The 25,963-nt window shown below is 67.8% G+C and carries 20 protein-coding genes and 2 pseudogenes; 8 read left to right on the top strand and 14 right to left on the bottom strand.

Translation table 11 applies throughout. The features are described from left to right. Positions 1-45 precede the first annotated feature (45 nt). Genes LRS03_RS21525 through LRS03_RS21515 form a run of 3 tightly spaced genes read right to left on the bottom strand, consistent with a single transcriptional unit; the run spans position 46 to position 3,503 of the window. Positions 46-1,188, bottom strand: a complete 1,143-nt coding sequence (locus LRS03_RS21525; RefSeq protein ID WP_257828030.1) for an ABC transporter substrate-binding protein — start codon at positions 1,186-1,188, stop codon at positions 46-48. A 46-nt stretch (positions 1,189-1,234) separates the two neighbouring features. After that, positions 1,235-2,002, bottom strand: coding sequence for a coniferyl-alcohol dehydrogenase (locus tag LRS03_RS21520; protein WP_257828029.1), 768 nt, complete (start codon positions 2,000-2,002; stop codon positions 1,235-1,237). Between the two features lie 25 nt (positions 2,003-2,027). Continuing rightward, positions 2,028-3,503, bottom strand: a complete 1,476-nt coding sequence (locus LRS03_RS21515) for a benzaldehyde dehydrogenase (protein WP_257828028.1) — start codon at positions 3,501-3,503, stop codon at positions 2,028-2,030. Positions 3,504-3,779: 276 nt separating this feature from the next. On the opposite strand from LRS03_RS21515, the gene LRS03_RS21510 reads away from it, so the two are divergent. Continuing rightward, positions 3,780-5,603 (top strand): sigma-54-dependent Fis family transcriptional regulator, encoded by a 1,824-nt coding sequence (locus tag LRS03_RS21510; RefSeq protein ID WP_257828027.1) that lies wholly within the window; start codon positions 3,780-3,782, stop codon positions 5,601-5,603. Between the two features lie 114 nt (positions 5,604-5,717). After that, complete coding sequence (locus tag LRS03_RS21505; protein WP_257828026.1) at positions 5,718-6,809, top strand: porin; 1,092 nt, start codon at positions 5,718-5,720, stop codon at positions 6,807-6,809. A gap of 75 nt (positions 6,810-6,884) precedes the next feature. On the opposite strand, the pseudogene LRS03_RS21500 reads toward LRS03_RS21505, so the two are convergent. The 4 genes and pseudogenes from LRS03_RS21500 to LRS03_RS21485 all read right to left on the bottom strand — a co-directional run. After that, a pseudogene (locus tag LRS03_RS21500) lies at positions 6,885-7,550 on the bottom strand (response regulator); the annotation flags it as partial. A gap of 54 nt (positions 7,551-7,604) precedes the next feature. After that, entirely contained in the window at positions 7,605-8,786 is a 1,182-nt protein-coding gene (locus LRS03_RS21495) for an ABC transporter substrate-binding protein (protein WP_257828025.1), read from the bottom strand. A 21-nt stretch (positions 8,787-8,807) separates the two neighbouring features. Then, on the bottom strand, positions 8,808-9,617 hold the full coding sequence (locus LRS03_RS21490) for an N-formylglutamate amidohydrolase (protein WP_257828024.1): 810 nt from the start codon (positions 9,615-9,617) through the stop codon (positions 8,808-8,810). A 55-nt stretch (positions 9,618-9,672) separates the two neighbouring features. Then, a complete protein-coding gene (locus LRS03_RS21485; protein ID WP_257828023.1) occupies positions 9,673-10,665 on the bottom strand; it encodes a Bug family tripartite tricarboxylate transporter substrate binding protein in 993 nt (330 codons plus the stop codon). 108 nt (positions 10,666-10,773) lie between these two features. Between LRS03_RS21485 and LRS03_RS21480 the strand changes: the two genes are divergently transcribed. After that, on the top strand, positions 10,774-11,664 hold the full coding sequence (locus LRS03_RS21480; RefSeq protein WP_257828022.1) for a LysR substrate-binding domain-containing protein: 891 nt from the start codon (positions 10,774-10,776) through the stop codon (positions 11,662-11,664). 281 nt (positions 11,665-11,945) lie between these two features. Here the strand turns inward: LRS03_RS21480 and LRS03_RS21475 are convergent, their stop codons facing one another. The 7 genes and pseudogenes from LRS03_RS21475 to LRS03_RS21445 all read right to left on the bottom strand — a co-directional run bounded on the left by LRS03_RS21475 (position 11,946) and on the right by LRS03_RS21445 (position 19,889). Further along, on the bottom strand, positions 11,946-12,884 hold the full coding sequence (locus LRS03_RS21475; RefSeq protein ID WP_257828021.1) for a M48 family metallopeptidase: 939 nt from the start codon (positions 12,882-12,884) through the stop codon (positions 11,946-11,948). A gap of 11 nt (positions 12,885-12,895) precedes the next feature. Next, positions 12,896-13,657 carry a lysophospholipid acyltransferase family protein gene (locus tag LRS03_RS21470; RefSeq protein WP_257828020.1) on the bottom strand — a complete coding sequence of 254 codons (762 nt, stop codon included), beginning with the start codon at positions 13,655-13,657 and terminating at the stop codon, positions 12,896-12,898. Beyond that, positions 13,657-14,259, bottom strand: coding sequence for a D-glycero-beta-D-manno-heptose 1,7-bisphosphate 7-phosphatase (gene gmhB, locus LRS03_RS21465; RefSeq protein WP_374685069.1), 603 nt, complete (start codon positions 14,257-14,259; stop codon positions 13,657-13,659). Before gmhB ends, LRS03_RS21470 begins: the two co-directional genes overlap by 1 nt. A 20-nt stretch (positions 14,260-14,279) precedes the next feature. Next, positions 14,280-16,419, bottom strand: a pseudogene (gene glyS / locus LRS03_RS21460) (glycine--tRNA ligase subunit beta). Further along, positions 16,419-17,342, bottom strand: a complete 924-nt coding sequence (gene glyQ, locus LRS03_RS21455) for a glycine--tRNA ligase subunit alpha (protein WP_257828018.1) — start codon at positions 17,340-17,342, stop codon at positions 16,419-16,421. The pseudogene glyS and the gene glyQ overlap by 1 nt, the downstream one beginning before the upstream one ends. A gap of 68 nt (positions 17,343-17,410) precedes the next feature. Continuing rightward, on the bottom strand, positions 17,411-19,006 hold the full coding sequence (gene lnt, locus LRS03_RS21450; RefSeq protein WP_257828017.1) for an apolipoprotein N-acyltransferase: 1,596 nt from the start codon (positions 19,004-19,006) through the stop codon (positions 17,411-17,413). Further along, positions 18,996-19,889 (bottom strand): CorC family transporter, encoded by an 894-nt coding sequence (locus LRS03_RS21445; protein WP_257828016.1) that lies wholly within the window; start codon positions 19,887-19,889, stop codon positions 18,996-18,998. Before LRS03_RS21445 ends, lnt begins: the two co-directional genes overlap by 11 nt. Positions 19,890-20,036: 147 nt before the next feature. Here LRS03_RS21445 and LRS03_RS21440 point away from each other — a divergent pair, with 147 nt between their 5' ends. The 5 genes from LRS03_RS21440 (at position 20,037) to hslU (ending at position 25,953) form a co-directional block, all read left to right on the top strand. Further along, positions 20,037-21,083, top strand: a complete 1,047-nt coding sequence (locus LRS03_RS21440; protein ID WP_257828015.1) for a CobW family GTP-binding protein — start codon at positions 20,037-20,039, stop codon at positions 21,081-21,083. 204 nt (positions 21,084-21,287) lie between these two features. After that, entirely contained in the window at positions 21,288-22,304 is a 1,017-nt protein-coding gene (gene dksA, locus LRS03_RS21435; RefSeq protein WP_257828014.1) for an RNA polymerase-binding protein DksA, read from the top strand. A gap of 25 nt (positions 22,305-22,329) precedes the next feature. Continuing rightward, the gene (locus tag LRS03_RS21430) at positions 22,330-24,069 is read left to right on the top strand and encodes a hypothetical protein (RefSeq protein ID WP_257828013.1); all 1,740 of its coding nucleotides are present in this window, start codon (positions 22,330-22,332) and stop codon (positions 24,067-24,069) included. 7 nt (positions 24,070-24,076) lie between these two features. Continuing rightward, the gene (gene hslV / locus LRS03_RS21425; protein WP_257828012.1) at positions 24,077-24,622 is read left to right on the top strand and encodes an ATP-dependent protease subunit HslV; all 546 of its coding nucleotides are present in this window, start codon (positions 24,077-24,079) and stop codon (positions 24,620-24,622) included. Then, positions 24,619-25,953 (top strand): ATP-dependent protease ATPase subunit HslU, encoded by a 1,335-nt coding sequence (hslU, locus tag LRS03_RS21420; RefSeq protein WP_257828011.1) that lies wholly within the window; start codon positions 24,619-24,621, stop codon positions 25,951-25,953. Before hslV ends, hslU begins: the two co-directional genes overlap by 4 nt. Positions 25,954-25,963: the final 10 nt, after the last annotated feature.

Genomic DNA, 25,963 nt, shown 5'->3' with positions numbered 1-25,963 from the left:
TGTCGTGTCCGCCCCGGGTGGAGCGGCAGCGATCTGTGGGGCCGGTCAGTGGATGAGGAGGAAGCGGCCGTTGTCGATCTTCAGCATCACCCGCGCTCGTTCATCAAAGCCGGTGTGGTTGCTCGGGGAGTAGTTCAGGACGCCGTGCGAGACGACGATCTCCTTCTCGGCTTCGAGCGCGTCGCGCAGCGCCTGGCGGAAGGCCGGCGTGCCGGGCTTGGCCTGCTTGAGTGCCACGGGCACGATGCGTTGCAGCACCTTCAGCGCGTCATGCGCATGGGCGCCGAACTGCGTGCGGCTGTGCGCGCCGTTGGCCTTCTCGAAGCCGTTGACGTAATCGAGCGCCACGGTCTTGATCGGGTTGGCGTCGGTCAGTTGCTCGGCCACCAGCACCGGCCCGGCCGGCAGGATGGCGCCGTTCATCTTGGCGCCGCCCACGCGGATGAGATCGGGCGATGCGGCACCGTGCGTCTGGTAGACCGGCCCCGTCCAGCCGCGCTCGCGCAGGTTGATCTGCGGCATAGCGGCCGCGGAGCCGGCGCCGACGATCAGCACCGCATCGGGCCGGGCGGCGATCACCTTCAGCGCCTGCGCGGTGATGCTGGTGTCGGGCGGCGCGAAGCGCTCGGTGGCCACGATCTCCAGGCCCGCCTTCTTGGCCGAGGCCGTGAAGGCCTGCAGCCACATCTCGCCGTAGCCCTCGTTCCAGCCGAGGAAGGCGACCTTGCGCACCTTGTCGCCCACCATGCGCTTGGCCACCGCATCCGACATCAGCGACACGGGCTGCGGCAGCGTGAAGGTCCAGTCGTCCTTGCCACCGGGCCGTGGGGCCGGCGCGAAGGCGAGCTGCACCGTCTTCGCCTCGGCGGCCACCGGCACCATGGCCAGCACCGCCGGCACGCCAGAGGAACCGAGCAGCACGTCGACACGGTCTTCGGTGACGAAGCGCCGCGTGTTCTTCACCGCGGCGGTGACGTCGGATGCGTCGTCGAGCACGGTCAGCACCACCTTCTCGCCGCCGATCTTGTCGGGCCACAGCGTCAGTGATTTCTGGATCGGCAGGCCCAGCGAGGACAGCGGTCCGGTCAGCGAGAGGTTGACGCCGATCTTGAGGTCGGCGTGGGCGGCAGGGGCCAGTGCGGCGTTGAGCGCGAGCACGGCCGCCGCCTGGCGAAGCAGGCGATGCATGGTGGTTGTCTCCGTCTTGTAAGGGGGTGATGCGATGCGGCGCGTGTCAGAGGTAGGTCGAGGCCAGCCCTCCGTCGACCGGCAGGTTGATGCCGCTGACCCAGCGTGCGGCGTCCGAACACAGGAAGGCGACCACCGGTGCCACTTCGTCAGCGAGCGCCGGGCGCTTCATGCGGTGGGCGTCCTTCTGCACGCGCTCGGCGCCGAGCATGGTGACGAAGTCGCCGAGGATGGGCGTGAACACCGGCCCCGGCGCGACGCAGTTCATGCGCACGCCGCGCTCCAGGAACCACTTCTGCGATTGCGTGATCGTCCAGACGATCAGCGCCTCCTTGAAGTACTGGTAGCAGGCCTCCTGCGGCACCGGCTTCCTGGCGAGGAAGGCGAGGCCAGCCTCGAAGCTCGGCGTCTCGCCCAGTGCCTTGTGCAGGTCGAGCCGCTGCGGCCACTCGGCGCCGAGGATGGACGAGATGTTGACGATGGCGCCGCCGGCAGGCATGCGATCGAGTACACGCTGGCAGAGGTGGCGCAGGCCGAGGTAGTTGACACGCGCCACCAGGTCGACCGGCGCGGTGCCCGGCACGCCGGCGATGTTGCACAGCGCGTCGATGCGCTCGGGAAGCTGGTTCACGGCCGCGTCGATGGTCGACTGCTCGGAGAGATCGGCCTTCACGAAGCCGTCGAGCGTGATCATCGGGTCGTTGCGGTCGACGCCGATCACGCGTGCGCCTTGCAGGCGCAGCAGGCGCGCGGTCTCGGCGCCGATGCCGGAGCTCGATCCGGTGATGACGATGGTCTTGCCTTGGAAGTTCATCAGGGTCTCCTTGTTTTGTGGATGCTCAGAACGGGAACTGCGGCGGCGCGTCTTTCACCGTCACCCACTGCCAGGTGCTGAACTGCTCCCAGTCGCCGGGGCCGCCGTGCGAGTTGCCGTTGCCGGCGATGCCGGGTCCGCCGAAGGGGTTGGTGGCGTCGTCGTTCACGGTCTGGTCGTTGATGTGGACCATGCCGGCGCGCAGCTGCTGGCCGATGGCCATCGCACGGCCCACCGAGCGCGAGATCACCGCCGCGGCCAGGCCGCCGTGGCCGGCGTTCGCCAGGGCCACGGCCTCCTCGTCGGTCTTGAAGGTCACGAGGTTGACCACCGGTCCGAAGGTCTCGTCGTCGAAGCTCTTCATGCCGGGCTTCACGCCCGCCAGCACGGTGGGCTTGTAGAAGAGGCGCTCGTAGCTGCCGCCGGCCAGCAACCGGGCGCCGGCCTTCACGCTCGCCTGCACCGTGGCATGCACACGGTCGCGCTGGCGCTCGTCGATCAGCGGGCCCAGGGCCACCTGGCCACTCGCGCCGTCGCCCACCGGCAGGTGCGTGGCCTTGGCGACCAGGCGCTGCGTGATGGCCTCGGCGATCGACTCGTGCACCAGCACGCGGTTCGAGGCCATGCAGATCTGGCCCTGATGCAACCACGCGCCCCAGGCGATGTTGCTGGCGGCGAGGTCGAGGTCAGCCTCGCTGCGCATATCGTCGAGCACGATCAGCGAGTTGCTGCCACCCAGTTCGAGCGACACCTTCTTGAGGTGCCGGCCGGCCAGCTCGCCGATGTGGCGGCCCACGCCGGCCGAGCCGGTGAAGGAGATCATCGCGACCTTGGGGTCGGTGATCAGCGCCTCGCCCACCTCGGCACCGCCGGGCAGCACGTGCAGCACACCCGCGGGCAGGCCGGCCTCTTCGAACACCTTGGCGATGAGCAGGCCGCCGCTCACCGGCGTGCGCGGATCGGGCTTGATGACGACGGCGTTGCCGGCGGCCAGGGCCGGCGCCACCACGCGCAGCGTGAGGATGAGCGGGAAGTTGAACGGCGAGATCACGCCCACCACGCCATGCGGCACACGGCGCGCGATCGACCAGCGGCCGGGCGTGCTGGGCAGCACCTGGCCCTGCGACTGCATCGGCATCGAGGCGGCCAGGTGGCAGAAGGCCACGGCCTCGCGCACCTCGTGCTGGCCCTTGGGCACGATGCCGCCGGTCTCGCGGGCGATGTAGAGCGCGAGTTCGTCGAAGTGCTGCTGGAAGATCGCCGCGGCGCGCTGGAAGACCGCCGCCCGATCGCGCGGCGGCAGGGCCGCCCAGGCCGGCTGTGCGGCGGCGGCCGCCGCCGTGCTGGGCGGCACGTCGGCGGTCACGGCACGGCCGGTGCGGGTGAGTGGCGCGCCGGTGGCGGGCTCGATCACGTCGGCCGAGGTGGAGGCGGCTCGCCAGCCGTGGCTGTAGACGTGCTCGCGCCAGAAGGCATGGTCGAGGAAGGGGGTCGTGGTCATGGGGGTGAGGTCTCCGATCTGCGGGGCTGGTGAGGTGTTCGTGCCACCGCCATCGCAACGCGTGTGCCGAAACCGCCAGGCGCGTCGGCGAGACGGCGTTTCAACGCCGCCCGCAGGCCCTGTCTTTCAGAGGGAAGCACGGCCTCCACCTCAGTGCTTTCCCTGAGGGGCGCTTGCGCGCCGCACCAAAGGGTTTACGCGGAGGCTCGTGTTTTCTCAAATGAAAACAAAATCCGGCTCACGTCCCGCCGAATTTCATCAATTGAGAAACTGCCCATGGCCAAACCGTCACGGATCTCCCTGGCCGAAATGGCACGCCAGAGCGGCTCGATGCTGCGGCGCGGCGACAGCGCGCATTTCGACCAAGGGCTGCCGCCCACGCTGGCCGAGCTGACCGAGTCGCTGTTCTTCTCGCCCGGCGACGGGCGCATCTGGATGAACGACCAGCGCATGCTGCTGTGGCACAGCTCGGCGATGGGCCACCTGCGGCGCGAGCTGATCGACACGCTGGGCCTCGACCGCGCGCGCGGCCTGCTCACCCGCGCCGGCTACGTGGCCGGTGCGCGCGACGCGCAGCTCGTGCGCGAGCGCTGGCCCGAGGGCGACGCGGCCGCGGTGTTCATGGCCGGCACACGCCTGCACTCGCTCGAAGGGGCGGTGAAGGTCACGCCGCTCAGCTTCGACTTCGACATCGACCGCGGCACCTACGAAGGCGAATTCCTCTGGGAGCATTCGAGCGAGGACGACGAGCACATCTCCGCCTACGGCCTGGGCACCGAGCCCGCGTGCTGGTCGCAGATCGGCTATGCCACCGGCTACGTGACGAGCCTCTTCGGGCAACTGGTGGTGTTCCGGGAAGTGGAGTGCCGCTCGATGGGGGCCAGCGTGTGCCGCGTGGTCGGGCGCCACGCGGCGGCGTGGTCCGACGTGAGCGAAGACCTGCGCTACCTGCAGGCGCGCGACTTCCGCAGCCTGGCCGAAACAAGCCCGGCCTCGGCCACCGTGGTGCCTGCCGTGGTGCAGCCGGTCGCGCCCGACGGCGGCGACCGGCACGAGATCGTCGGCGCCTCGTCGGCCTTCAACTCGGCCTGCCACCAGCTCGCGCGTGTGGCGCGCAGCCAGGCCACGGTGCTCTTCACCGGCGAATCGGGCGTGGGCAAGGAGGCCTTCGCACGGCGGCTGCACCGCATCAGCGCCCGCGCCGACAAGCCTTTTCTCGCCGTCAACTGCGCTGCCATTCCCGAGACGCTGATCGAGTCGGAGCTCTTCGGCGTGGAGCGCGGCGCCTACACCGGCGCGAGCAGCTCACGCCCCGGCCGCTTCGAGCGCGCCGACGGCGGCACCCTCTTCCTCGACGAGATCGGCACCCTGAGCCTCGTGAGCCAGGGCAAGCTGCTGCGCGCACTGCAGGAGTCCGAGATCGAGCGGGTGGGCGGCACGCGCACGCTGCGGGTCGACGTGCGCGTGGTCGCCGCCACCAACGTGGACCTGCAGGCCGAGGTGCGCGCCGGGCGCTTTCGCGAGGACCTCTTCTACCGGCTCAACGTGTTCCCGATCCACCTGCCGCCGCTGCGCGAACGGCGCGACGACATCCCCCTGCTGATGAACCACTTCCTGCGCCGCGAATCGCTGCGCCACGGCCGCCAGCTCACCGGCTTCACGCCCCGCGCGGTGCGCGCGATGCTGCACTACGCCTTCCCCGGCAACATCCGCGAGCTGCAGAACCTCATCGAGCGCGGCCTCATCTCGGCCGAAGACGGCGCACCGATCGACGTGGCCCACATGTTCAGGCGCGAGCAGTTGTCGGAAGAGACGCTGTTGGCGATCGGCGCACAAGGCACGCTGAGCGCCAAACCCCAGGCGAGCCCGGGCACCCTGCTGGAAACGCTGCGCCAGCAGCTCGGCCCATCGCAGCCGCTTTCGCTGCCGGCGCTGGAGCACCAGTTGCTGCAGGAGACGGTGGCGGCCTGCAAGGGCAACCTCGCCGCCGCCGCCCGCCAGCTCGGCCTCACCCGGGCGCAGCTCGCCTACCGGCTGGAGCGCGCCGCGGCACCGGGCCGTCGCAAGCCGCGCGGATCACCCAAGGGCGACGCTGGATGAGCCCTGCCCCGCACAGCGGGCACAAGCACTCAGGGTTGAGCCCCGTCGATTGAAAGAGATCTGAAAGATCCGCTCCCGCACGATCGCTTCCATGCTCAACAGCCTGGAGGCAGCGTGAACCGAAGTGAAAAGAAACTGGTCTTTGCCGCGTGTGCGGTGGCAGGTGCCTTTGGCGCCGTGTCGGCCTCGGCGCAATCCAGCGTGACCTTGTTCGGCGTCGCCGACACGAGCGCGCGCTACGTGAAGAACGAGAACGTCGGGTCGATCAAGAGCTTGGCCTCGGGTGCCAACCAGACCAGCCGACTGGGCTTTCGGGGTATCGAAGACCTCGGCGGCGGCTGGAGCGCCGGCTTCCACCTCGAACACGGTATCTCGGTCGACACCGGCACGGCCGCGTCGAGCACGCAATTCTGGGACCGACGTGCCACCGTGAGCCTGCTCGCCAAACCCTTGGGCGAGATCCGCATCGGCCGCGACTTCGTGCCCAGCTACGTGAGCTGGGGCCGCCACGACCCCTTCGGCTACGTGGGTGTCGCAAGCTCCGGCACCTTCATCTCGGCCACGCCGGTCGGGCCGATCCGGTCGGCGTATGGCACGGGGGGCAACACCACCGTGCGTTCGAGCAATGCGGTCCAGTACCTCCTGCCCTCGGGCCTGGGCGGCGTCGACGGTGCCTTGATGGTGGCGGCAGGCGAAGGTGGCACGGCGGCCAACGGCCAGCACAAGTTGGTGGGCGGACGGCTCGGGTTCACCCATCCGCTCTTCGGCATCACCGCGGCACACGACCGGGTGGAGAACGACCTCACCGTGCTGGGCTCCCACACCGACACCGTGGTCGGCGGGCATCTGTCGCTGTCCTTCATGCGGCTGACCCTGGCCACGCGGCAGTTCAAGTACGGCAACGCGAAGCAGAGCAACCTGCTCGTGGGCGCGACGGTCCCGGTCGGGGCCGGTGAAGTGAAGGCGTCGTTCAACCGCGCGAACCTGCAAGGTCGCGTGGGGGCCACCGTCATCGACGCGAACGATGCCTCGCAGATCGGCCTGGGCTACGTGCATGCGCTGTCGAAGCGCACGGCGCTCTACACCACGGCCAGCCGCATCAGCAACAAGGGAGCGGCCAGCTTCGCCATCCCTGGCGGGCCTGCCGGGCTCGCAGGCGGCCGTGATTCGACGGGCTTTGAAGCCGGGCTGCGGCACAACTTCTGAAACCCGGGTGAGAGCGGGGCCTCGGGGCGTCCATGGAAGGTCATGGACGCCCCTCTTTTCAGGCTCCGCCGCACCCTCCTCTTCGAGCACGTAGCCCAGCCCCCGGTAGGTGGACACGCGCACACCGGCATGGGCCAGGCGCTTGCGCAACCGGTGCACGATCACGTCGACCGCGCCCGGCTGGACGTCGTCGTCATCGGCAAAGACACGGTCGATGATCTGCTGGCGGGTGAGCGGCTCGCCGCTGCGCTGCAGCAGGCTCATGAGCAGCGTGTGCTCGCGGCGCGACAGCGCAAGCGGCTCGGAATTGAGCCGGAACTGGCGACTGACGCCGTCGAAACCCAGGGGCCCACATGCGAAACGAGGGTGCGCCACCCCGCGCGAGCGCCGGATCAGCGCGATCAACCGCGCCTCCAGCTCGGGCAGCGCAAACGGCTTCGACATGAAATCATCGGCGCCCTCGTTGAGCACGGCGATGCGCTCGGACAGCGAGTTGCGCGCCGTCAGCACCAGCACGGGCAGGCGGCGGTCGTGCCGGCGCAACTGCGCCAGCACCTCGCGGCCCGAGCACCCCGGCAAACCGAGATCGAGCACCAGCGCGTCGTAGTCGTGGCGGCCGAGCAGTTCGCGCAGGACCATGGCCCCGTCATTGAACCAGTCGAGCTTGAACCCCGCGGGCTGCAGCGCCTTGAGCAGCCATTCGGCGAGCGGCCGTTCGTCTTCAGCGAGCAGGATGCGCACGGTGCGCCTCGGGGCCGACGGCGTTTCGAAGAAGTTGCGCGCGACTCATCGCGATCAGTCGACGATGCGCCCCTGCTCGGAAATCATGACGAAGTTGACGTACTGGGTGCCCACGCGCTTGCCGGCGCCGAACTGCAGGCGGTAGTGGCCGGGGCCGTCAAGGCGCTCGGCTTCCAGCGCCTGCACGAAGGCCTTGCGGTCGAGCTTCTGGCCCGCGCGGCGCAAGGCCTGCACCACGAATTTGCCGACGATGAACCCTTCGAACTCCACGAAGTCGGGCGTGGTGGACGCCCCCTTGCGCTGGCGCAGGCGCAGCTCGTACTCCTGGACCAGCGGGTGCGCGCTCGCACGGAAGGGGTTGGGTACGAGTTGCGACACCATGATGCCGCGGGCTTCGGCGCCGAGTTCGCGGGTGAGCACGGCGATGTCGACCAGACCCCGGGCGAGGTACTGGATCGACGGGCAGCCGTAGGCTTTCATCGCGCTCACGAAAGCGGCCGCGTCCTTGCCGGAGACGCCCAGGATCATCACGTTGGGGCAGTTGCGGGCCAGTGCCATCGCCGGTGCCTGCACAGCCTGCCGGGGATCCTTGGGGTTGATCGGCATGCTGGTCGACGCCAACAGTTCGCGCCCGAAACGCTTGAGGTGCTGGCTCACGTCCTGGCGGAGCTCTTCTCCCACGGGGGTGCTGTAGTGGACGAGCGCCACACGCTGGAAGGCCACCGTGTCGATGTGCCGGGCCAGCAGGGCGAGCTCGTCCTCGAAGCTCGCGCGGAACATGAACACGTTGCGGTGCGAGCCGTCGTACAGCTCCGGGAAGCCGGTGTACGGCGCGAGGAAGGGAATGCCCTTTTCGCGCACCAGGGGCAAGGCTGCCTTGACCGGTGCGGTGAAGGTGTGTCCCACGAGTGCGAAGACACGGTGCTGGTCGATCAGCGAACGCGTGTTGGCCGCGGCGGTGTCGGCCTTGTTGCCGTCGTCGAGCGAGAGCAGCTCGATGCGCCGGCCGTGCACACCACCAGCCGCGTTGGCGGCGCCGAAGGCCAGGAGCATGCCGTCGCGGTACTGCACGCCGGCCTGCGTGCCGCCACTGCCGCTCAGCTTGGCCGACTGGCCGAGCACGATGCGGTCAGGGTGCACACCGGGGCTTGCACCCTCTTGCGCTGCCGCGGGCCGCACGCCCCCGAAGGCCAGGGCCGCGATGAACAAGATCCGAAGAAGTCGGTGGGTTGCCATCGTGGCTCCTCTCACACCGCGTCAGTGAACGAGACAGGCCTGAACGAACGCGGACACGTCGCGCAGCACGTGGTCGATGTCGCGCTTCAGGGTGATGAAGTGGGCGTTGCGCTCGCGCGTCTGCTCATCCATGTACAAGGCGCGGTTGGTTTCGATCTGAAGGCTGTGGCGGTTGTTCGCGGGCTGGCCCGAGCTGCGGATCAGGTCCTGCCCCTTGTACGGATCGTTGACCGAGACCGTGTAGCCGCGCAGCTTGAAGGCCGCGGCCACCACGTCGAGAAACTCCGGCGCGCAGGTGCTGCCGTCGAGGTCGCCGAGCACGACGTCGGCGACGCACCGCGCCTTGAGCCCAAGCCGTTCATAGGCGTTGCTCGGCATGGAGTGCAGGTTCAGGTGCCACCACCCGCCAAAGCGCTCGGCCACGCGGCGCAGCTGGTCGTCGACCACCTGGCGGTAGGGCCTCCAATAGTGTTGGATGCGGCGCTCCACCTCGCCCACGCTGAGCCGGCGGGCGTAGATGGGCAGGAACTCGGGGGTGAGGCGCCAGACCAGGCCGTTGCCTTGTTCGATGCAGCGCGGCGACGGGCTTGCACGATGCGGCCAGGGACCGTCGAGCATGGCCACGTCGATGTCGGACTCCAGGCGGTTCGGGTCGATGTAGCTGCGCGGAAAAGTAGCGGCGATGAGGCTGCCGCCCACCAGTGGCACGCCGGACCACAGCGCCTCGACATGGGTGTCTTCGCTGCGGCGCAGCGCGGCGAGCTCCACCGCATGGTCGAAATCGTCAGGGTAGTGGGTGCCGCTGTGGGGCGAGTCGCAGACCAGGGGCATGGGCGGGGTGCCGGCCGGTGGGCCCGATAGGATGACAGGCGTCATGGCAAGAACCTCACTCCAGCACGATCTTGTGCTTCTTGATCGTGCTCCGGAAGAACTCGATGCGCTCCGAGATCTCCTGCTTGTACTGGGCCGGGGTGATGGCCTGGGGCAAGATGGCGCCGCGGGCCTCCCACGCGGTTTTCGTCGCCGGGTCGTTGAGGACGCTGCGCATGGCTTCGTAAAGCCGCGACACGATCGCGGGCGGTGTGCCGGCGGGAGCCGCCAGGCCCGTCCACGAGGTGAGGTTCAGCTCGGGGAGCTTGAGTTCGTCGAAGGTGGGCACCGAGGGCAGCTGCGGTATGCGCTGCGGTGCCGCCACGGCCAGTGCACGCAATTTGCCGTTGACGATGTTCGCCAGGTTCGAGGTCAGGTTGTTCCAGGTCATCTGCACCGTGCCCGAGAGCAGGTCCGTCAGCGCCGGGCCGGCGCCCTTGTACGGCACGTGCTCCAGCGACAAGCCCAGCCTGGCCTTGAGCAGCTCCATGCTGATGTGGGCCACCGAGCCGGGGCCCGAACTCGCATAGTTCCACTTGTTCGGATTCGCACGCGCAAAGGCGACGAACTCATCGAAGGTCTTCACGGGCAATGACGCATTCACCAGCAGCACGTTGGCCAGCCGATCGATCAGGGTGATCGGTGCGAAGTCGTTTTCGGCGTGGTAGCTCAGGTTCGGCGACACGGCCGGGTTGACCACGTGCGTCGACTGCGACGTGACGACCAGCGTGTAGCCGTCCGGCGGCGCTTTTGCCACATGGGTGGTGCCGATGGCGCCCGCCGCGCCAGCACGGTTTTCGACGACGATCGGCTGCCCAAGGACCTTGGTCAGACGATCGGCCATCGCGCGGCCCGAGATGTCCACCGCGCCGCCAGGCGCAAACGGCACCACGAACGTGATCGGGCGGCTGGGGTAGCGCGCGGCCTGGGCCCAGGCGGGCAGCGAGCTGCAGCCCAGCAGCCCCGCAGTGGCGCCCAGCAGGTGGCGACGATGGACTCCGACTTTCATGGACGAACCTCTTTTGGGTTGTGGTTGACGAATGGACTCAGCGTAGGAGCCGCACCCGGTGCTGGGAAGCAACAAATTGATCCGCCGTGTTGTCACAATGTCATCACCATGAAGATCCGGTCGGCCTCTCTCGTTGAGCTGCATGCGTTCCTGAGCGTGTGCAGCACCGGCTCCATGCGCCAGGCGGCCGACCAGCTGTGCGTGACACAAGCCGCCGTGAGCCGGGCCGTCGGGCGGCTCGAACGGCGGGTCGGCTGCACGCTGTTCGAACGCAACGCACAAGGGGTGAGGCCGAACGCCGCCGCAAGGGCCCTGCAGGCCCGCATCGAACCGAGCCTCGTCGAGCTGGAACGCGCCTTCGGCGAGTTCGCCGAATCGCCCGTGCAGCGCAGCACCCTGCGCCTGAGCGTCGTTCCCACGCTCGGCACACGCTGGCTGATGCCCCGGCTCGGCGCGTTTCAGGCGGCCCATCCGGGCATCCGCGTGGAGTTGCGCCAGTTCCACCACAACGAGGACTTCCTGCGCGACGACGTCGACGCATGGATCTACCTCAAGCGGCCCGCCACCCGCTGGCCGCGCGGCATTTCGGCGCGCTACCTGATCGGCCGCGAGATCACGCCGGTGTGCACCCCCGCCATCGCCGCGCGCCTGAAAGGTCCGGGCGACCTGCTGAACGAGGCCCTGCTGCACCACACCAACTTCCCCGACAACTGGCGTTTGTGGCTGAGCACCGCCAAGGTCGAGACCACCAAGCTGCGGCTCGGGGACGGCTTCGATCTCGCGAACAACCTGATCGTTGCGGCCGCTTCGGGCATGGGGGTGGCCGTGCTGCAGCCCTGCCTGATCGAGCGGGAGCTGGCCTCGGGTGAACTCGTCCTGCCGTTCGACCTGAGCGTATCGACCGGCCGCGGCTACTTCTTCTGTACGCGCAAGGCCACCGACGGAAAGAAGGCCGTCGAGGTGTTCCGGCGGTGGATCGGCTCGATGGCGCAGGCCTGAGGGGCACCCACGCCTAGGGCCTGTTAACACTAAAATGGCAGCCGCGTGACTCATCAAAAGCCCGCCATCGAGGCGCAAAGCGCAGCTGTAGCTGTGGCTACAGCGAGCATTTGCAACGCTGAGGGCGGGCTTTTAATGAGATCACCCGCAGGGCCGAAGCCTGAAGGCGCGCTCGGCGGCGTTGCAGGCTCGTTGTGTGCCACAGGCACACGGCCTCGCCTGCGCCTTGCCGTGCACGCCTTCAGGCTTCAGCGCGGCTGCCCTTTTAGTGTTAACAGGCCCTAGTCGAACACCGGCAGCACGTCGTCTTTCAGGGTGCTGCGCACCTGCTCGTAGTCGGGCATCACCGAACGCACCACGTCCCAGAAGCGCGCGCTGTGGTTCATCTCGCGCAGATGCGCCAGCTCGTGTGCCACCACGTAGTCGATCTGCGGCATGGCGAAATGGATCAGGCGCCAGTTGAGGCGGATGGCTCCATCGGCCCCGGCGCTGCCCCAGCGCGTCTGCGCCGACGACAGCGAGAGCCGCGTGTAGCGCACCCCGAGCTGCTGCGCGAAGTGTGTGAGACGCTCTTCGAACACCCGCCGCGCCTGGCGCTGCAGCCAGCTCTGCACCACGTCGCGGATCTGCTCCGGCGTGGCGGTGTGCGGCAGGCCCACGTGCAGCGTGAGGCGCGGCACGCCGGGCAGCGCCTCGGCGTCGGTGTTGAGCACCGCCCCGCCACGCGTGAGACCGGCGCGCACGTCGAGCACGATGATCACCGTCTCACCGAGGAAGGGGATGCCGGTGCCGTCGCGCCAGTCGACCTTGGCAGCCTGCAGCCGCTGCGCGCGCTCCTGCTGCTCGGCGAGCTTGCGCAGGATCCAGTCGCCCTTCTCGCGCAGCGCCGATTCGATCTCGCCGATGCCGACCCACTTGGGGGCGGCCACGCTCAGGCCTTCGATGCCGACGACGAAGCCGATGCTCTTGCGGCGCGCACGGCGCAGCGCATAGGCGACGGTGTGCTCGCGCAGGCGGATCTCGCGCTGGGCGTTGGGGTGGCGGAAGACGGCGGGGGCCAGCACGGCGGCAAGGGGCACGGCAGGCGGCGAGGGAATCGAGGGCGCGGACGGTGCGGCGTGGGCCTGCGGCGCCGGCGCGGCGGGCGCTGCGTCTGCCGGCGTCGGCTCATCGAACAGCGAAAGCTGCGGTGTCGATGGGGCCGGCATGCCGCGGGTCATGAGCCGTGATTCTAGGTTCTGGGGTCCGTGCCCTGGCCGGCGTAGGCCTCGGGGTCGAGCCGGCGCATCTCGGACTCGATCCAGTCCTCGACCTCGCGCATCAACTCGTCGGGCTCGCGGCCCACCGAAGGAATCGGCTTGCCGATCGACACGTCGACGATGCCCGGGCGCAGCAGGAAACTCTTGCGCGGCCAGCACCGCGCCGACGTGACCGCGATCGGCACCACCGGCCGGCCGGTCGAGCAGGCCAGGCGCGTGCCGCCGACCTTGTAGGTGCCCTTCTGGCCGCGCGCCGCACGGGTGCCCTCGGGGAACATGATCACCCAGTTGCCGTTGTCCATCAGCCGCTTGCCCTGCTCGGCCACTTTGTTCCAGGCCTCGGTGCGCCGGCTGCGGTCGATGTGGATCATGTCCATGCGCGCCATCGCCCAGCCGAAGAAGGGGATGTAGAGCAGCTCGCGCTTGAACACGTAGGCGAGCGGGTGCGGCATCAGCGTGGGGAAGAAGAAGGTCTCCCAGGTCGACTGGTGCTTGGGCAGCAGGATGACACCGGTGTCGGGCAGGTTCTCCATGCCGGTGACACGCGGCTTGACGCCGCAGACGACGCGGCAGATCCACATCGACTGCATCAACCAGCCGGCGCAGGCCCAGTACATCCTGTCGCCGCGCACGAAGGCCGAGTAGAGGATGACCGCGATCGCCCAGGGGATCACCGTCACCGACATCCAGAGCACGAAGAAGGCCGAGCGCAGGGCGTACCAGAGGGTGCGCATCAGTCGAGCCTCCCGAAGCCGGAGTCGGCCTTGCCGCTGCGGGCCGTGCGTTCGCGCTGGATCATGTGTTCGGCAAAGGCGGCCAGGTCGGCATGCACCTGCAGCTCGGGGATCTGCTGTTCCATCTGGGCGATCTGCGCGTCGCTGAGGGCCGCGCCCTTGCCGGTGCGCACGAGGTGGGGCGGGCAACCGGCTGCAACCGCGGCTTCGAGGTCGCGGGCGGAGTCGCCCACCACCGGCACCTTGCGCAGGTCGACGCCATAGCGCTCGCCGATCTGTTCATACAGACCGGGCAGGGGCTTGCGGCAACTGCATTGGTCTTCGGGTGCGTGCGGGCAGAAGAAGACCGCGCCGATTCGGCCGCCCACCCGGGCGAGGGCTGCATTCATCTTGGTGTGCATGGCGTTGAGCGCCGCCATGTCGAAGAGGCCGCGGCCGAGGCCCGACTGGTTGGTGGCGATCACGGTCTGCCAGCCGGCCTGGTTCAGGCGTGCAATGGCTTCGAGCGCGCCCGGAAGGGGCACCCACTCCTCGGCCGACTTGACGAAGTCGTCGCGGTCCTCGTTGATGGTGCCGTCGCGGTCGAGGATGATGAGGTTCATCGCACCCTGCTCGTGTCTCATCACGTGGCCAATCGGGACAGGTCGGCGACACGGTTCATCGCGGCGTGCAGGGTGGCGAGCAGGCCCAGGCGGTTCGCCCGCAGCGCGGCGTCTTCGGCGTTGACCATCACCTGGTCGAAGAAGGCATCGACTGGCGCCCTGAGCGCGGCCAGCGCCTGCAGCGAAGCCGTCTGGTCGCCAGCGTCGAAGGCGGCATCGGCCTTGGGCTTGACCTTCTGCAGCGACTCGTAGAGCGCGGCTTCGGCCGGCTCCTTCAACAGCGCCGTGTCGACCTTCGCCTCGACAGCGCCTTCCGCCTTCTTCAGGATGTTGCCCACGCGTTTGTTGGCCGCGGCGAGCGAGGCCGACTCGGCCAGCGCCGCAAACGCACGCACCGCCGCGAGGCGCTTGGGCACCTCGCTCGGCGCCGGGCGCAGCGCCAGCACGGCATCGACTTCGTGGGCGCTGTAGCCCTGCTCGCGCAGCGTGCCGGCCAGGCGTTCGTAGATGAAGGTGGACAGCGCTTCGGTGGGGTCCTCGATCAGCTCGCCAAAGGCCGGCAGCGCCGCTTTCACCAGCTCGTCGACCTGAAGGTGCAGGCCCTTCTCGGTCAGGATGCGCAGCACGCCGAGCGCATGGCGGCGCAGCGCGAACGGGTCCTTGTCGCCGGTGGGCAGCTGCCCGATGCCGAAAAAGGCCGACCAGCGTCTCCAGCTTGTCGGCCAGGGCGAGCACGGTGCCGGTGTGGTTGCGCGGCAGTGCGTCGCCGGCGAAGCGCGGCTTGTAGTGGTCTTCGATCGCGATGGCCACGCCGTCACGCAAGCCCTCGTGGCGGGCGTAGTAGCCGCCCATCACGCCCTGCAGCTCGGGAAACTCGCCGACCATGTCGGTCAGCAGGTCGGCCTTGGCCAACAGCGAGGCTTCGCGCACCTTGCTGTCGAGCACGTCGAAGTGGTCCTTGTCGTCGACCGAGTAGGGCACGGTCGCCAGGCGCAGCAGGTTGACGATGGCGTGGCCGATGGCCTGCACCCGCTCGGCGCGCTCACCCTGGGTGCCGAGCTTGCCGTGGTAGACCACCTTGGCGAGGCCGGGCACGCGCGAGGCGAGCGTCTTCTTGCGGTCCTGGTCGAAGAAGAACTTGGCGTCGGCCAGGCGCGGGCGCACCACACGCTCGTTGCCGCCGACCACGCGGCTCGGGTCTTCGGGGCGGATGTTGCTGACGATGAGGAACTTGTTCGTCAGCTTGCCGTGCGCGTCGAGCAGCGGGAAGTACTTCTGGTTGGCCTTCATCGTGAGGATGAGGCACTCCTGCGGCACGTCCAGAAACTCTTTCTCGAACTCGCACAGCAGCACGTTGGGGCGCTCAACGAGGGCGGTCACCTCGTCGAGCAGGGCCTGGTCGTCGATGGGCGTGAGGCCGAGCTTGCCGGCCTCGTGCTGCAGCTGGCGCACGATCTCTCCGTGGCGCTGCTCGAAGCTTGCGATCACGGCGCCCTGCTCTTCGAGCTGCTGGGCGTAGTGGTCGGCGTCTTGAATCACCACCGGATCGACCTTGGCTTCGAAGCGGTGGCCGTGGGTGTCGCGGCCGGCCGTGAGGCCAAGCACGCGCACCGGCACCACGTCGGCGCCGTGCAGCACGACAAGACCATGCGCGGGGCGCACGAAGTTCACGCTGCTCCAGCCATCGGCCAGCTGGTACTGCATGACCTTGCGGATGGGCAGCTGGGCCAGCGTCTTGTCGAGTGCTTCCTGCAGACCCGCGGCGAGTGTGATGCCCTTGGCGGTGCTGTCGTAGAAAAGCGCTTCGGCCTTGCCGTCGACCTGGCGACGCAGCTTGGGCACGACCGACGCATCGGCACCGACGCTTGCGAGCTTCTTCAGGAGCGCCGGCGTCGGCTGGCCGGCAGCGTCGAGGCCCACGCTCACCGGCACGAGCTTGAGCGACACCGCCTTGTCGTCGGCCTGGAGGCGCACGGCGCTGATATGCACGGCGAGGCGGCGCGGCGAGGCAAACGAGGTGACCGCGGAGTGCTCCGTGCTGAGGCCGTGGGCCTTCAGGCTCTCGGCCAGCACCGACGAGAACGAGGCGCCGAACTTCTTCAGATCTTTCGGCGGCAGCTCTTCGACGAAGAGTTCGACCAGCAGGTTCTTCGTCGTCATCACGCCGCCTTCTTGTTCTTGTCGAGCTGGGCCACGACTTCATCGGCCCAGGCCTTCGGCGCCATTGGAAAGCCCAGCCGGGCGCGGCTGTCGAGGTAGCTCTGCGCCACGCTGCGCGAGATGTTGCGAATGCGGCCGATGTAGGCCGCGCGCTCGGTCACGCTGATCGCACCGCGCGCATCGAGCAGGTTGAAGGTGTGGCCGGCCTTGAGCACCTGCTCGTAGGCGGGCAGCGCGAGCTGCTGCTCCATCAGGTACTTGGCCTGCTTCTCGTGTGCAGCAAAAGCCTGCAGCAGGAAGTCGACGTCGGAATGCTCGAAGTTGTAGGTGCTCTGCTCGACCTCGTTCTGCAGGTAGACGTCGCCATAGCTGAGCGTGTCGGTCCACTTCAGGTTGTAGACGTTGTCGACGCCCTGCAGGTACATGGCGAGGCGCTCCAGCCCATAGGTGATCTCGCCGGTGATGGGCTTGCACTCGATGCCACCCACCTGCTGGAAGTAGGTGAACTGCGTGACCTCCATGCCGTTGAGCCACACCTCCCAGCCCAGGCCCCAGCAGCCGAGTGTGGGGTTCTCCCAGTCGTCTTCGACGAAGCGCACGTCGTTGCTCTTCAGGTCGAAGCCCAGCGCTTCGAGCGAGCCGAGGTAGAGGTCGAGGATGTTGTCGGGCGCGGGCTTCAACACCACCTGGTACTGGTAGTAGTGCTGCAGGCGATTGGGGTTCTGGCCGTAGCGGCCGTCTTTCGGGCGGCGGCTCGGTTGCACGTAGGCGGCCTTCCAGGGCTCGGGGCCGAGCGCGCGCAGGAAGGTGGCGGTGTGGCTGGTGCCGGCGCCGACTTCCATGTCGTAGGGCTGCAGCAGGGCGCAGCCCTGGCGATCCCAGTAGTCTTGCAGGCGCAGGATGATTTGCTGGAAGGTCAGCATGGTGGTGGGCCGCGACGTGGCCACTCGGTGAAAACGCGCGATTTTAAAGGCCGCCCTGCTTGCGCCCGTCACTCTTTGCGGCGCAGCGGCAAGGTCATGAGCATCAGCACCAGGGCCACTGCCACCAGGGGCCACAAGCCGTAGCGCGAGGCCCACCAGGCGTAGGGCGTCAGCCCCTGCCGGCCTTCGACCTGGGCGTCGAGCACACCTTGCGTGAACGGCGGCAGCGAATGGGTGACCACACCGTGGTGGTCGATCACCACCGTCGCGCCGGTGTTGGTAGCCCGCACCATCGGGCGCTGGAATTCGAGCGAGCGCATGCGCGAGATGATCTGGTGCTGGTTCACCGCGATGGTGTCGCCGAACCATGCGATGTTGCTGATGTTGGCGAAGATTGTCGGCGCTTCGTTCATCTCGATGAAACGGGCGGCCAGCTCTTCGCCAAACAGGTCTTCGTAGCAGATGTTGGGCGCGATGCGCTCGCCCTTGAAGGCGAACGAGGGCGGCACGCGCAGGCCACGGCTGAAGTCGCCGAGCGGGATGTTCATCATCTCGGTGAACCAGCGAAAGCCCGTGGGGATGAACTCGCCGAACGGCACCAGGTGATGCTTGTCGTAGCGGTAGTAGCCGCCCGGCCACTTGACCGTGTCGCGCGACACGCCGACCACCGAGTTGGTGTAGCCGGCCTCGAAGCTGCCGAGCGGTCGCCCGATCAAGGCCGCCTGCTCCCCCTGGAAGTGCAGTGCGAGCGGCTTCCAGTAGTTGGCCGGCAGCTGCTCGGGCAGCAGTGGCACCACGGTCTCGGGGCCGATCACAAGCTGGCCCTTGGCAGCCAGCAACTGGCGCTGCGCCCAGTCGAGCGTCTGCGGCAAGGTGGCTTCGGCGAACTTCTGGTCTTGTGGCACGTTGCTCTGCAGAAGCGTGAGCGTGAGCGTGCCGCTCGGCCGGGTGAAGGGCACCGGCTTGATCAGCGCGAGGGCGATCAGCACCGTGGCGCTCACGCCCAGGCCCAGCATCGCACCGGCACTGCGCCGGCCGATGACATGCATGCCGAGCACCAGGCCGGCACCGAGTGCCGCACACACGAAACCGACGCCATAGACGCCGATCCACGGCGCGAGGTTGGCCAGGGGGCTGTCGATGTGCGCATAGCCCGACGCCGCCCAGGGGAAGCCGGTGAAGATCACGCCGCGCGCCAGCTCGGCGAGCATCCAGCAGGCCGCAAAGAGCAGCGCATCGAGCAGTGCACGGTGGCGGCGCAGCCGTGCAAAGACCGCCATCGTGATCGCGAGGTACAGCCCGAGGAAGGCGTTCAAGGCCAGGACCGCCGCCCCCGACATCCAGGCCGGCAGGCCGCCGTACTGATGCATGCTGACGTAGAGCCACCAGGTGCCGCTCACGCCCCAGGCGGTGGAGAAGACCCAGGCCACCAGCGCCGCGCGGCCGGGGCTCGCACGGCTCACCTGCCAGGCAAAGCCCGCCACGCACAGCAGCTGCAGCCACCACACCACCGGGTACGCAGTGGGCAGCGCGTGCGCCGCCCCCAGCAGCACGGCGAAGAGGATGTCGAGGCCGAGCAGGAGGCCGTCGGACGCAGAACTTCGAGGCGGCTTGCGCCGCCCGCTCGTGGAGGAACGGCCCGGGGTCTCGCGGTCACGCACCATCGGTGCCCACCGCGACTTCCGGCGCCCGCGTGACCTTGAACCAGCGCACCGCACCGCCCCGCGTGAGCATCACGGTGAAGACGAGGCTGCCAAGCGGCACCGCCTCACCGCGCCGCGGCACACGCCCAAGCGCATGGGCCACCAGGCCGCCGATGGTGTCGAACTCGTCTTCAGGCAGGTTGACGACGAAGGCCTCGTTGACGGCCGAGATGTCGGCATCACCCGCCACGCGGTGGCTGCCGTCGGCCAGGGTGTAGATGCCGGTCTCGCTGTTCTTGTCGTCGAACTCGTCTTCGATCTCGCCGACGATCTCTTCCAGCACATCTTCGATGGTGATGAGGCCGGCGGTGTTGCCGAACTCGTCGATCACCATCGCGAGGTGGTTACGGTTGGCGCGGAAGTCGCGCAGCAGCTCGTTCAAGCCCTTGGACTCGGGCACGAAGACGGCCGGGCGCAAGAGCGTGCGCAGGTTCAGCTCGGGCGCGCGCTGCAGCTTGAGCAGGTCTTTCGCCATCAGCGTGCCGATGATGTTCTCGCGCTTGCCTTCGTAGACGGGAAAGCGCGAGTGGCCGGTGTCGATCACGATCTCGAGCAGCTCGTCGTAGGGCGAATCGATGTCGAGCACGTCCATGCGGGGCGCCGCCACCATGGCATCGCCCGCGGTGAGGTCGGCCATGCGGATGACGCCTTCGAGCATCATGCGCGACTCGGGCGCGATCAGCTCCCGGTGCTCGGCATCGGCCAGCGTTTCGATCAGCTCGTCTTTCGAGTCGGGGCCGGGGGAGACAAATTCGACCAGGCGCTCAAACAGGCTGCGCTTGTCGACATGGGATGCGTGTTTGTCAGCACCCTTGGGGTATCGACTCGGGTGAGGGTCAGCCATCAGGCCGCTTTGCGGGAAGTTCAGACCCCAAAAGCTTAACTGAAGCCGGGTCGCGCGCCGTGCGGACGCTTGACACATCTGGTACCTTGAACCCTTTTCCACCGCCCCCACGTGGGGCGCTTCCCATCGCCAACACCGGGTTTCATCATGAGTCTCATCCCCGCCACCATCCTCACCGGCTTCCTCGGCTCCGGAAAGACCACCCTGCTCAAGCGGGTGCTCAGCGAGGCGCACGGCCAGAAGATCGCCGTGGTGGAAAACGAGTTCGGCGACGAGAACATCGACAACGAGATCCTGGTGCAGGACAGCAAGGAGCAGATCATCCAGCTCAACAACGGCTGCGTCTGCTGCACCATCCGCGAAGACCTGCGCACGACCTTGAGCGACCTGGCCGCCAAGCGCCGCAAGGGCGAATTGCAGTTCGACCGGGTGGTGATCGAGACCACCGGCCTGGCCGACCCCGGCCCCGTCGCTCAGACCTTCTTCATGGACGACGAGATCGCCGAGAGCTACCTGCTCGACTCCATCCTGACGCTCGTGGACGCGAAGCACGGCAACGACCAGCTTGACGCCCGCCAGGAAGCGCGCCGCCAGATCGGCTTCGCCGACCAGATCTTCATCAGCAAGACCGACCTCGTCGACGAAGCCTCCGTGGCCGACCTCACCCACCGCATCAAGCACATGAACCCGCGGGCGCCGCAGCGAAAGGTGCATTTCGGCGAAGTGCCGATCGCGGAAGTCTTCGACCTGCGTGGCTTCAACCTCAACGCCAAGCTCGACATCGACCCCGATTTCCTCAAGGCCGACGACCACGGCCATCATCATCATCACCACGACCATGATCACGACCACGAGCATGGCGAACACTGCGACCACCCGCACCACCATGCGCACGATGACGACGTGAAGTCCTTCGTCTTCCGCTCCGAAAAGCCCTTCAACCCGGCCAAGCTGGAAGACTTCCTCGGCGCCATCGTGCAGGTCTATGGCCCCAAGATGCTGCGCTACAAGGGTGTTCTCTATATGAAGGGGTCGGACAAGAAGGTGATCTTCCAGGGCGTGCACCAGCTGATGGGCAGCGACCTGGGCCCGGCTTGGGCCAAGGGCGAGAAAAAGACCAGCAAGCTGGTCTTCATCGGGGTGGACCTGCCGCGGGAGATCCTCGAGCAGGGACTGGAGCAATGCCTGGCCTGAGGTGGCGCAGGGCCTGGCCTGGACAGGCCGTCAGGCCCGCGACAGCTGGGGGTGGCCGACTCGCAAGATCCGAATAAATAGAGGCTGGAAGATGCACTTTGACCGGCAAACAACGTGGCTACAATCCGCGGCGCTCAAAACGGGGCTGGTGGCCAACCCAGGGCCCTGCAGAGCGGGTATAACCGCCGTTGCGAGGAGACTTCAGTGACCAAGACCCCGGTGAAGCGTCCCACTCCCACCAAGCCAGCGGCCAAGAAGCCAGCGCCGGCCGCCAAGAAGCCGGCCACGAAAGCCGCGGCACCCGCGAGCAAGACCTCCGCCAAACCGGCCGCCAGCTCCAAGACCAAGGCCGCCGCCAAAGCTCCCGCAAAACCCCTCAAACCCGCCTCCAAGACCCCCCCTCCGAAACCTGCTGCAAAACCTGCCGCCAAGGTCGTCGCCAAACCTGTTGCGGCACCTGCGGCCAAGCCCACGCCCGCCAAGACCGCGCCCGCCAAGCCGGTGGCCAAGACTGCAGCAGCACCGGAACCCGTCAAAACTGTGACCGTGACCAAGACAGCCGTACCCGCTCCCCCCGCCGAACCGCCCAAGCCTGCCAAGACGCCCCAGCCCAAGATGTCAGCAGCGGCGCGTGCCTCTGCCGCTGCATCCACCCCGGCGCCGGTCCCGCCGGCCACCTCGCGCTTTGCCGATCGTTTCGCGCCCCCTCGCCCGCCGGCACGCATGGTCGACCCGATCCTGGCCGATGCGGTGAAGACGCCGCACAAGTCCGACCCCAAGCTCGCGAACGCCTGGAAGTCCAAGGCTGGCCGCGATCTGACCGAGGCCGAAGTGCTGGCCATGCCCGACTCGGAGTACATGAACGAGAAGCAGCTGGAGTTCTTCCGCACCAAGCTGCAGACGCTCAAGGACGACCTGCTCAGCAACGCCGGTGAAACCACCGAGCACCTGCGCGAAGACACGACCATCGTGCCCGACCCGGCCGACCGCGCCACCATCGAGGAAGAGCACGCGCTGGAGCTGCGCACCCGCGACCGCGAGCGCAAGCTCCTGAAGAAGATCTCGCAGTCGCTGGCCCGCATCGATGCCGGCGACTATGGCTTTTGCGATGAAACCGGCGAGCCCATCGGCCTGGGCCGGCTCATCGCGCGCCCGACCGCTACACTGTCCCTCGAAGCCCAGCAGCGGCGCGAGCTGAAACAGAAGATGTTCGGCGACTGAACCCGCCGCGCGACAACCCTTTCCCATGGCGGACTCGAAAGACAGCAACAGCTTCTTCCGTAAGGTGGTCAAGTTCGTGGCCAACCCGGCCACCGACTGGGCGCAGCTTGGTACGCCTTCTGAAGACGCTCGCGAAAGCGAATACGCCAAGTCCGAACTCAAGGCGATGATCGAGCGCAAGCGGCGCAACGACTTCGTCCGCAAGCGTGAGTTCGACATGCTGCGCAAAGTGCGCCGCGAAGGCCTGACCGGCGAGCAACTTGCCGCGCTCGGCGGCTCGTCGCGGCTAGACGACTCCGAAGCCCGCATGCCCGAGTCGGGCGCCAAACAAGACAGCGGCGTCAAGGCCAAGATCGACGAGATCGAACAGCAAATGGTGGGCGATGGCCTTGCCTCGCCGTCGCCGCGCCGTACACCCCAGTTCTACGAAGCACCCACCCAGCCGGCAGCGATGGGCTATGCCCGCACGCAGCCCGACGACGGCGCCACGCCGCCCGCGCCGCAACAGCAACACCCCGCCGCGCGGCCGGCACCTGCGCCTGTCGCGGCCGCCGCGCCCGCAGCCGGCCTGCCGCCGAACATGGCCCCGCTCGACCTCGACGCCGGCACTGGCAGCCAGTTCGCCGAGCTGAGCGAAGTCGCTCACGACCCCGAACTCGACGAAGCCGTCATCGCGTTCGCCAACGCCGACTTCGAGCTGTGCGAACAATCGCTGGCCGGCCTGACGGGCCAGGGTGGTCCGCGTGCCCAGCATGCCGAAACCTGGCTGGCCCTCTTCGACCTCTACCGGGCGATCGGCCAGCAGCACAAGTTCGAGAGCCTCGCGATCGACTACGCGCAGGCGTTCGGCTGGTCGGCACCGCAATGGTTCTCGATGCCCAAGATGGTGGCCGAAGCCGCCAGCGAGGAACGCCAGCCCCGCACGCGTGTCGATGGCCAGGTCGGCTGGGTCTGCCCGGCCGCGCTCGACGCCGAAGCCGTGGCCAAGCTGCGCTCGCAGACGCTGCAGATGCCGCTGCCGTGGGTGTTCGACTGGAGCGGCCTCAAGAGCATCGACGTGGAAGGCGCCGCCCGCCTGTCCGAACTCTTCCGCACCTGGATGCCGCAGACGCTCGACATGCGCTGGCTGAGCGGCGAGCGCCTGCTGGAAGTCATTCAAGACGCGGCCCCCACCGGCGTGCGCGACGCCGACCCGGTCTACTGGCAGCTGCGCCTCGATGTGCTGCGCATCGCCAACCGCCCCGACCAGTTCGACGAAGCGGCCATCGACTACTGCGTGACCTACGAGGTGTCGCCCCCGTCGTGGGAGCCGGCGACCTGCCAGGCCCGCATCAGTGGTGCGACGGTCAGCACGCAGTCGCCGCCGATGTCGGTGGTGAGCGATGTGTCGACCACCTTCCAGGAGTCGCAGATCATCGACGAGCCTGGCGTGGTGGAAGTGGCGCGCGTCGAACTGTCGGGCCAGCTGGTGGGCGACATCAGCGCCACGCTCACCAAGATGAACAACGAGACTCGGCACGGCCGCGATCGTCAACGTCTCGTGTGCCAAGCTGATCCGTGTCGACTTCATCGCCGCCGGCGACCTGCTGAACTGGGTGCTCGCACGCCGCAGCGAGAACCGCACGGTCAACTTTGCCGATTCGCACCGCCTGGTCGCCCTCTTCTTTGGCGCGATGGGTATCAACGAGCACGCCAAGGTCAAGGTCCGAGTCGTCTGACCTTTTTTCGCGTGCGGCTTGAAACTTCGGGTCTCACCCGAATCTGACTTCTCCATGGACCAATATCACGGCACGACCATCCTGAGCGTGCGCCGCGGCAATGTGGTCGCCATCGGCGGCGACGGCCAGGTGACCCTGGGCAACGTGGTCGTCAAAGCGACCGCGCGCAAGGTGCGCAAGCTCTACCGCGACCAAGTGCTTGCCGGTTTCGCCGGCGCCACGGCCGACGCCTTCACACTCTTCGAGCGCTTCGAGGCCAAGCTCGAGAAGCACCAGGGCCACCTGGTGCGCGCCGCCATCGAACTCACAAAGGACTGGCGCACCGACCGCGTGCTGCGCCGCCTCGAAGCCATGCTCGCGGTGGCCGACAAGGACGCCTCGCTCATCATCACCGGCAACGGCGACGTGCTCGAGCCTGAGAAGGGCATCGTCGCGATCGGCTCGGGCGGCTCGTATGCGCAAGCCTCGGCCATCGCTCTGCTGGAGCACACGGAGCTCGCCCCCAAAGACATCGTGAAGCGCTCGCTCGAGATCGCAGGTGATCTGTGCATCTACACGAATCAAAACCACATCATCGAAACCCTCGGGGACACGGCATGAGCTTCAACATGACCCCGCAGGAGATCGTCTCCGAACTCGACCGCCACATCGTCGGCCAGGCCGCCGCCAAGCGCTCGGTCGCGATCGCCCTGCGCAACCGCTGGCGCCGCCAACAGGTCGACGAAGCGCTGCGCGGCGAGATCACGCCGAAGAACATCCTGATGATCGGGCCGACCGGCGTCGGCAAGACCGAGATCGCACGTCGCCTGGCGAAGCTCGCCGACGCGCCCTTCATCAAGGTCGAGGCGACCAAGTTCACCGAGGTGGGCTACGTCGGCAAGGACGTCGACACCATCATCCGCGACCTCGCCGAGATGGCCGTCAAGCAGGAGCGCGAACACGCGATGCGCCGCCAGCGCGCCCGCGCCGAAGACGCCGCCGAAGACCGTGTGCTCGACGTGCTGGTGCCGCCCCCGCGCAGCGATTTCGGTCTGTCGCCCTCGCAGCCCACCGACAACACGGCGCGCCAAGTGATGCGCAAGCGTCTTCGCGAAGGCGCGCTCGACGACAAGGAAATCGAGATCGAGGTGGCCGACCCCAAGCCCATGCTCGAGATCATGGGCCCCCCGGGCATGGACGAGATGGCCGAGCAGCTCAAGGGCATGTTCGCCAACCTCGGCGCCACCAAGCGCAAGCAGCGCAAGGTGAAGATCGCCGAAGCGCTGAAGCTGCTGGCCGAGGAAGAAGCCGCCAAGCTCGTCAACGAAGACGAGATCAAGACCCGGGCGCTCGCCAACACCGAGCAGAACGGCATTGTCTTCCTCGACGAGATCGACAAGGTCGCCTCGCGCCAGGAAACCAGCGGCGCCGACGTCTCGCGCCAGGGCGTGCAGCGCGACCTGCTGCCGCTGGTCGAAGGCACCACGGTCAACACCAAGTACGGCATGGTGAAGACGGACCACATCCTCTTCATCGCCTCGGGCGCGTTCCACCTCGCCAAGCCGAGCGACCTGATCCCCGAGCTGCAGGGGCGCTTTCCGATCCGCGTGGAGCTGGGCTCGCTGAGCGTCGACGACTTCGAGGCCATCCTCACGCAGACGCATGCGAGCCTGGTCAAGCAATACCAGGCGCTGCTCGCCACCGAAGGTGTGACGTTGGAACTCCAACCCGACGGCATCCGCCGCCTCGCGCAGATCGCCTACGACGTGAACGAGCGCACCGAAAACATCGGCGCACGCCGGCTGTCGACGGTGATGGAGCGGCTGCTCGACGAAGTGAGCTTCGATGCACCGAAGCTGTCGGGCCAGACGGTGTCGATCGGTGCCGCCGAAGTCGACGCCAAGCTCGGCGATCTCTCGAAAAACGAAGACCTCTCGCGCTACATCCTCTGACGCCAACCGC

The organism is Rhizobacter sp. J219, from assembly GCF_024700055.1.
Lineage (GTDB): Bacteria > Pseudomonadota > Gammaproteobacteria > Burkholderiales > Burkholderiaceae_C > Rhizobacter.
Note: the sequence above shows the minus strand (reverse complement) of the source record. Positions and strands in the feature narration are given on the sequence as shown.

Coding starts and splice junctions, on each gene's coding strand:
- LRS03_RS21525 (WP_257828030.1), bottom strand. CDS start 1,188: ATGCATCGCCTGCTTCGCCAGGCGGCGGCCGTGCTCGCGCTCAACGCC.
- LRS03_RS21520 (WP_257828029.1), bottom strand. CDS start 2,002: ATGAACTTCCAAGGCAAGACCATCGTCATCACCGGATCGAGCTCCGGC.
- LRS03_RS21515 (WP_257828028.1), bottom strand. CDS start 3,503: ATGACCACGACCCCCTTCCTCGACCATGCCTTCTGGCGCGAGCACGTC.
- LRS03_RS21510 (WP_257828027.1), top strand. CDS start 3,780: ATGGCCAAACCGTCACGGATCTCCCTGGCCGAAATGGCACGCCAGAGC.
- LRS03_RS21495 (WP_257828025.1), bottom strand. CDS start 8,786: ATGGCAACCCACCGACTTCTTCGGATCTTGTTCATCGCGGCCCTGGCC.
- LRS03_RS21490 (WP_257828024.1), bottom strand. CDS start 9,617: ATGCCCCTGGTCTGCGACTCGCCCCACAGCGGCACCCACTACCCTGAC.
- LRS03_RS21485 (WP_257828023.1), bottom strand. CDS start 10,665: ATGAAAGTCGGAGTCCATCGTCGCCACCTGCTGGGCGCCACTGCGGGG.
- LRS03_RS21480 (WP_257828022.1), top strand. CDS start 10,774: ATGAAGATCCGGTCGGCCTCTCTCGTTGAGCTGCATGCGTTCCTGAGC.
- LRS03_RS21475 (WP_257828021.1), bottom strand. CDS start 12,884: ATGACCCGCGGCATGCCGGCCCCATCGACACCGCAGCTTTCGCTGTTC.
- LRS03_RS21470 (WP_257828020.1), bottom strand. CDS start 13,657: ATGCGCACCCTCTGGTACGCCCTGCGCTCGGCCTTCTTCGTGCTCTGG.
- gmhB (WP_374685069.1), bottom strand. CDS start 14,259: ATGAACCTCATCATCCTCGACCGCGACGGCACCATCAACGAGGACCGC.
- glyQ (WP_257828018.1), bottom strand. CDS start 17,342: ATGCTGACCTTCCAGCAAATCATCCTGCGCCTGCAAGACTACTGGGAT.
- lnt (WP_257828017.1), bottom strand. CDS start 19,006: ATGGTGCGTGACCGCGAGACCCCGGGCCGTTCCTCCACGAGCGGGCGG.
- LRS03_RS21445 (WP_257828016.1), bottom strand. CDS start 19,889: ATGGCTGACCCTCACCCGAGTCGATACCCCAAGGGTGCTGACAAACAC.
- LRS03_RS21440 (WP_257828015.1), top strand. CDS start 20,037: ATGAGTCTCATCCCCGCCACCATCCTCACCGGCTTCCTCGGCTCCGGA.
- LRS03_RS21430 (WP_257828013.1), top strand. CDS start 22,330: ATGGCGGACTCGAAAGACAGCAACAGCTTCTTCCGTAAGGTGGTCAAG.
- hslV (WP_257828012.1), top strand. CDS start 24,077: ATGGACCAATATCACGGCACGACCATCCTGAGCGTGCGCCGCGGCAAT.
- hslU (WP_257828011.1), top strand. CDS start 24,619: ATGAGCTTCAACATGACCCCGCAGGAGATCGTCTCCGAACTCGACCGC.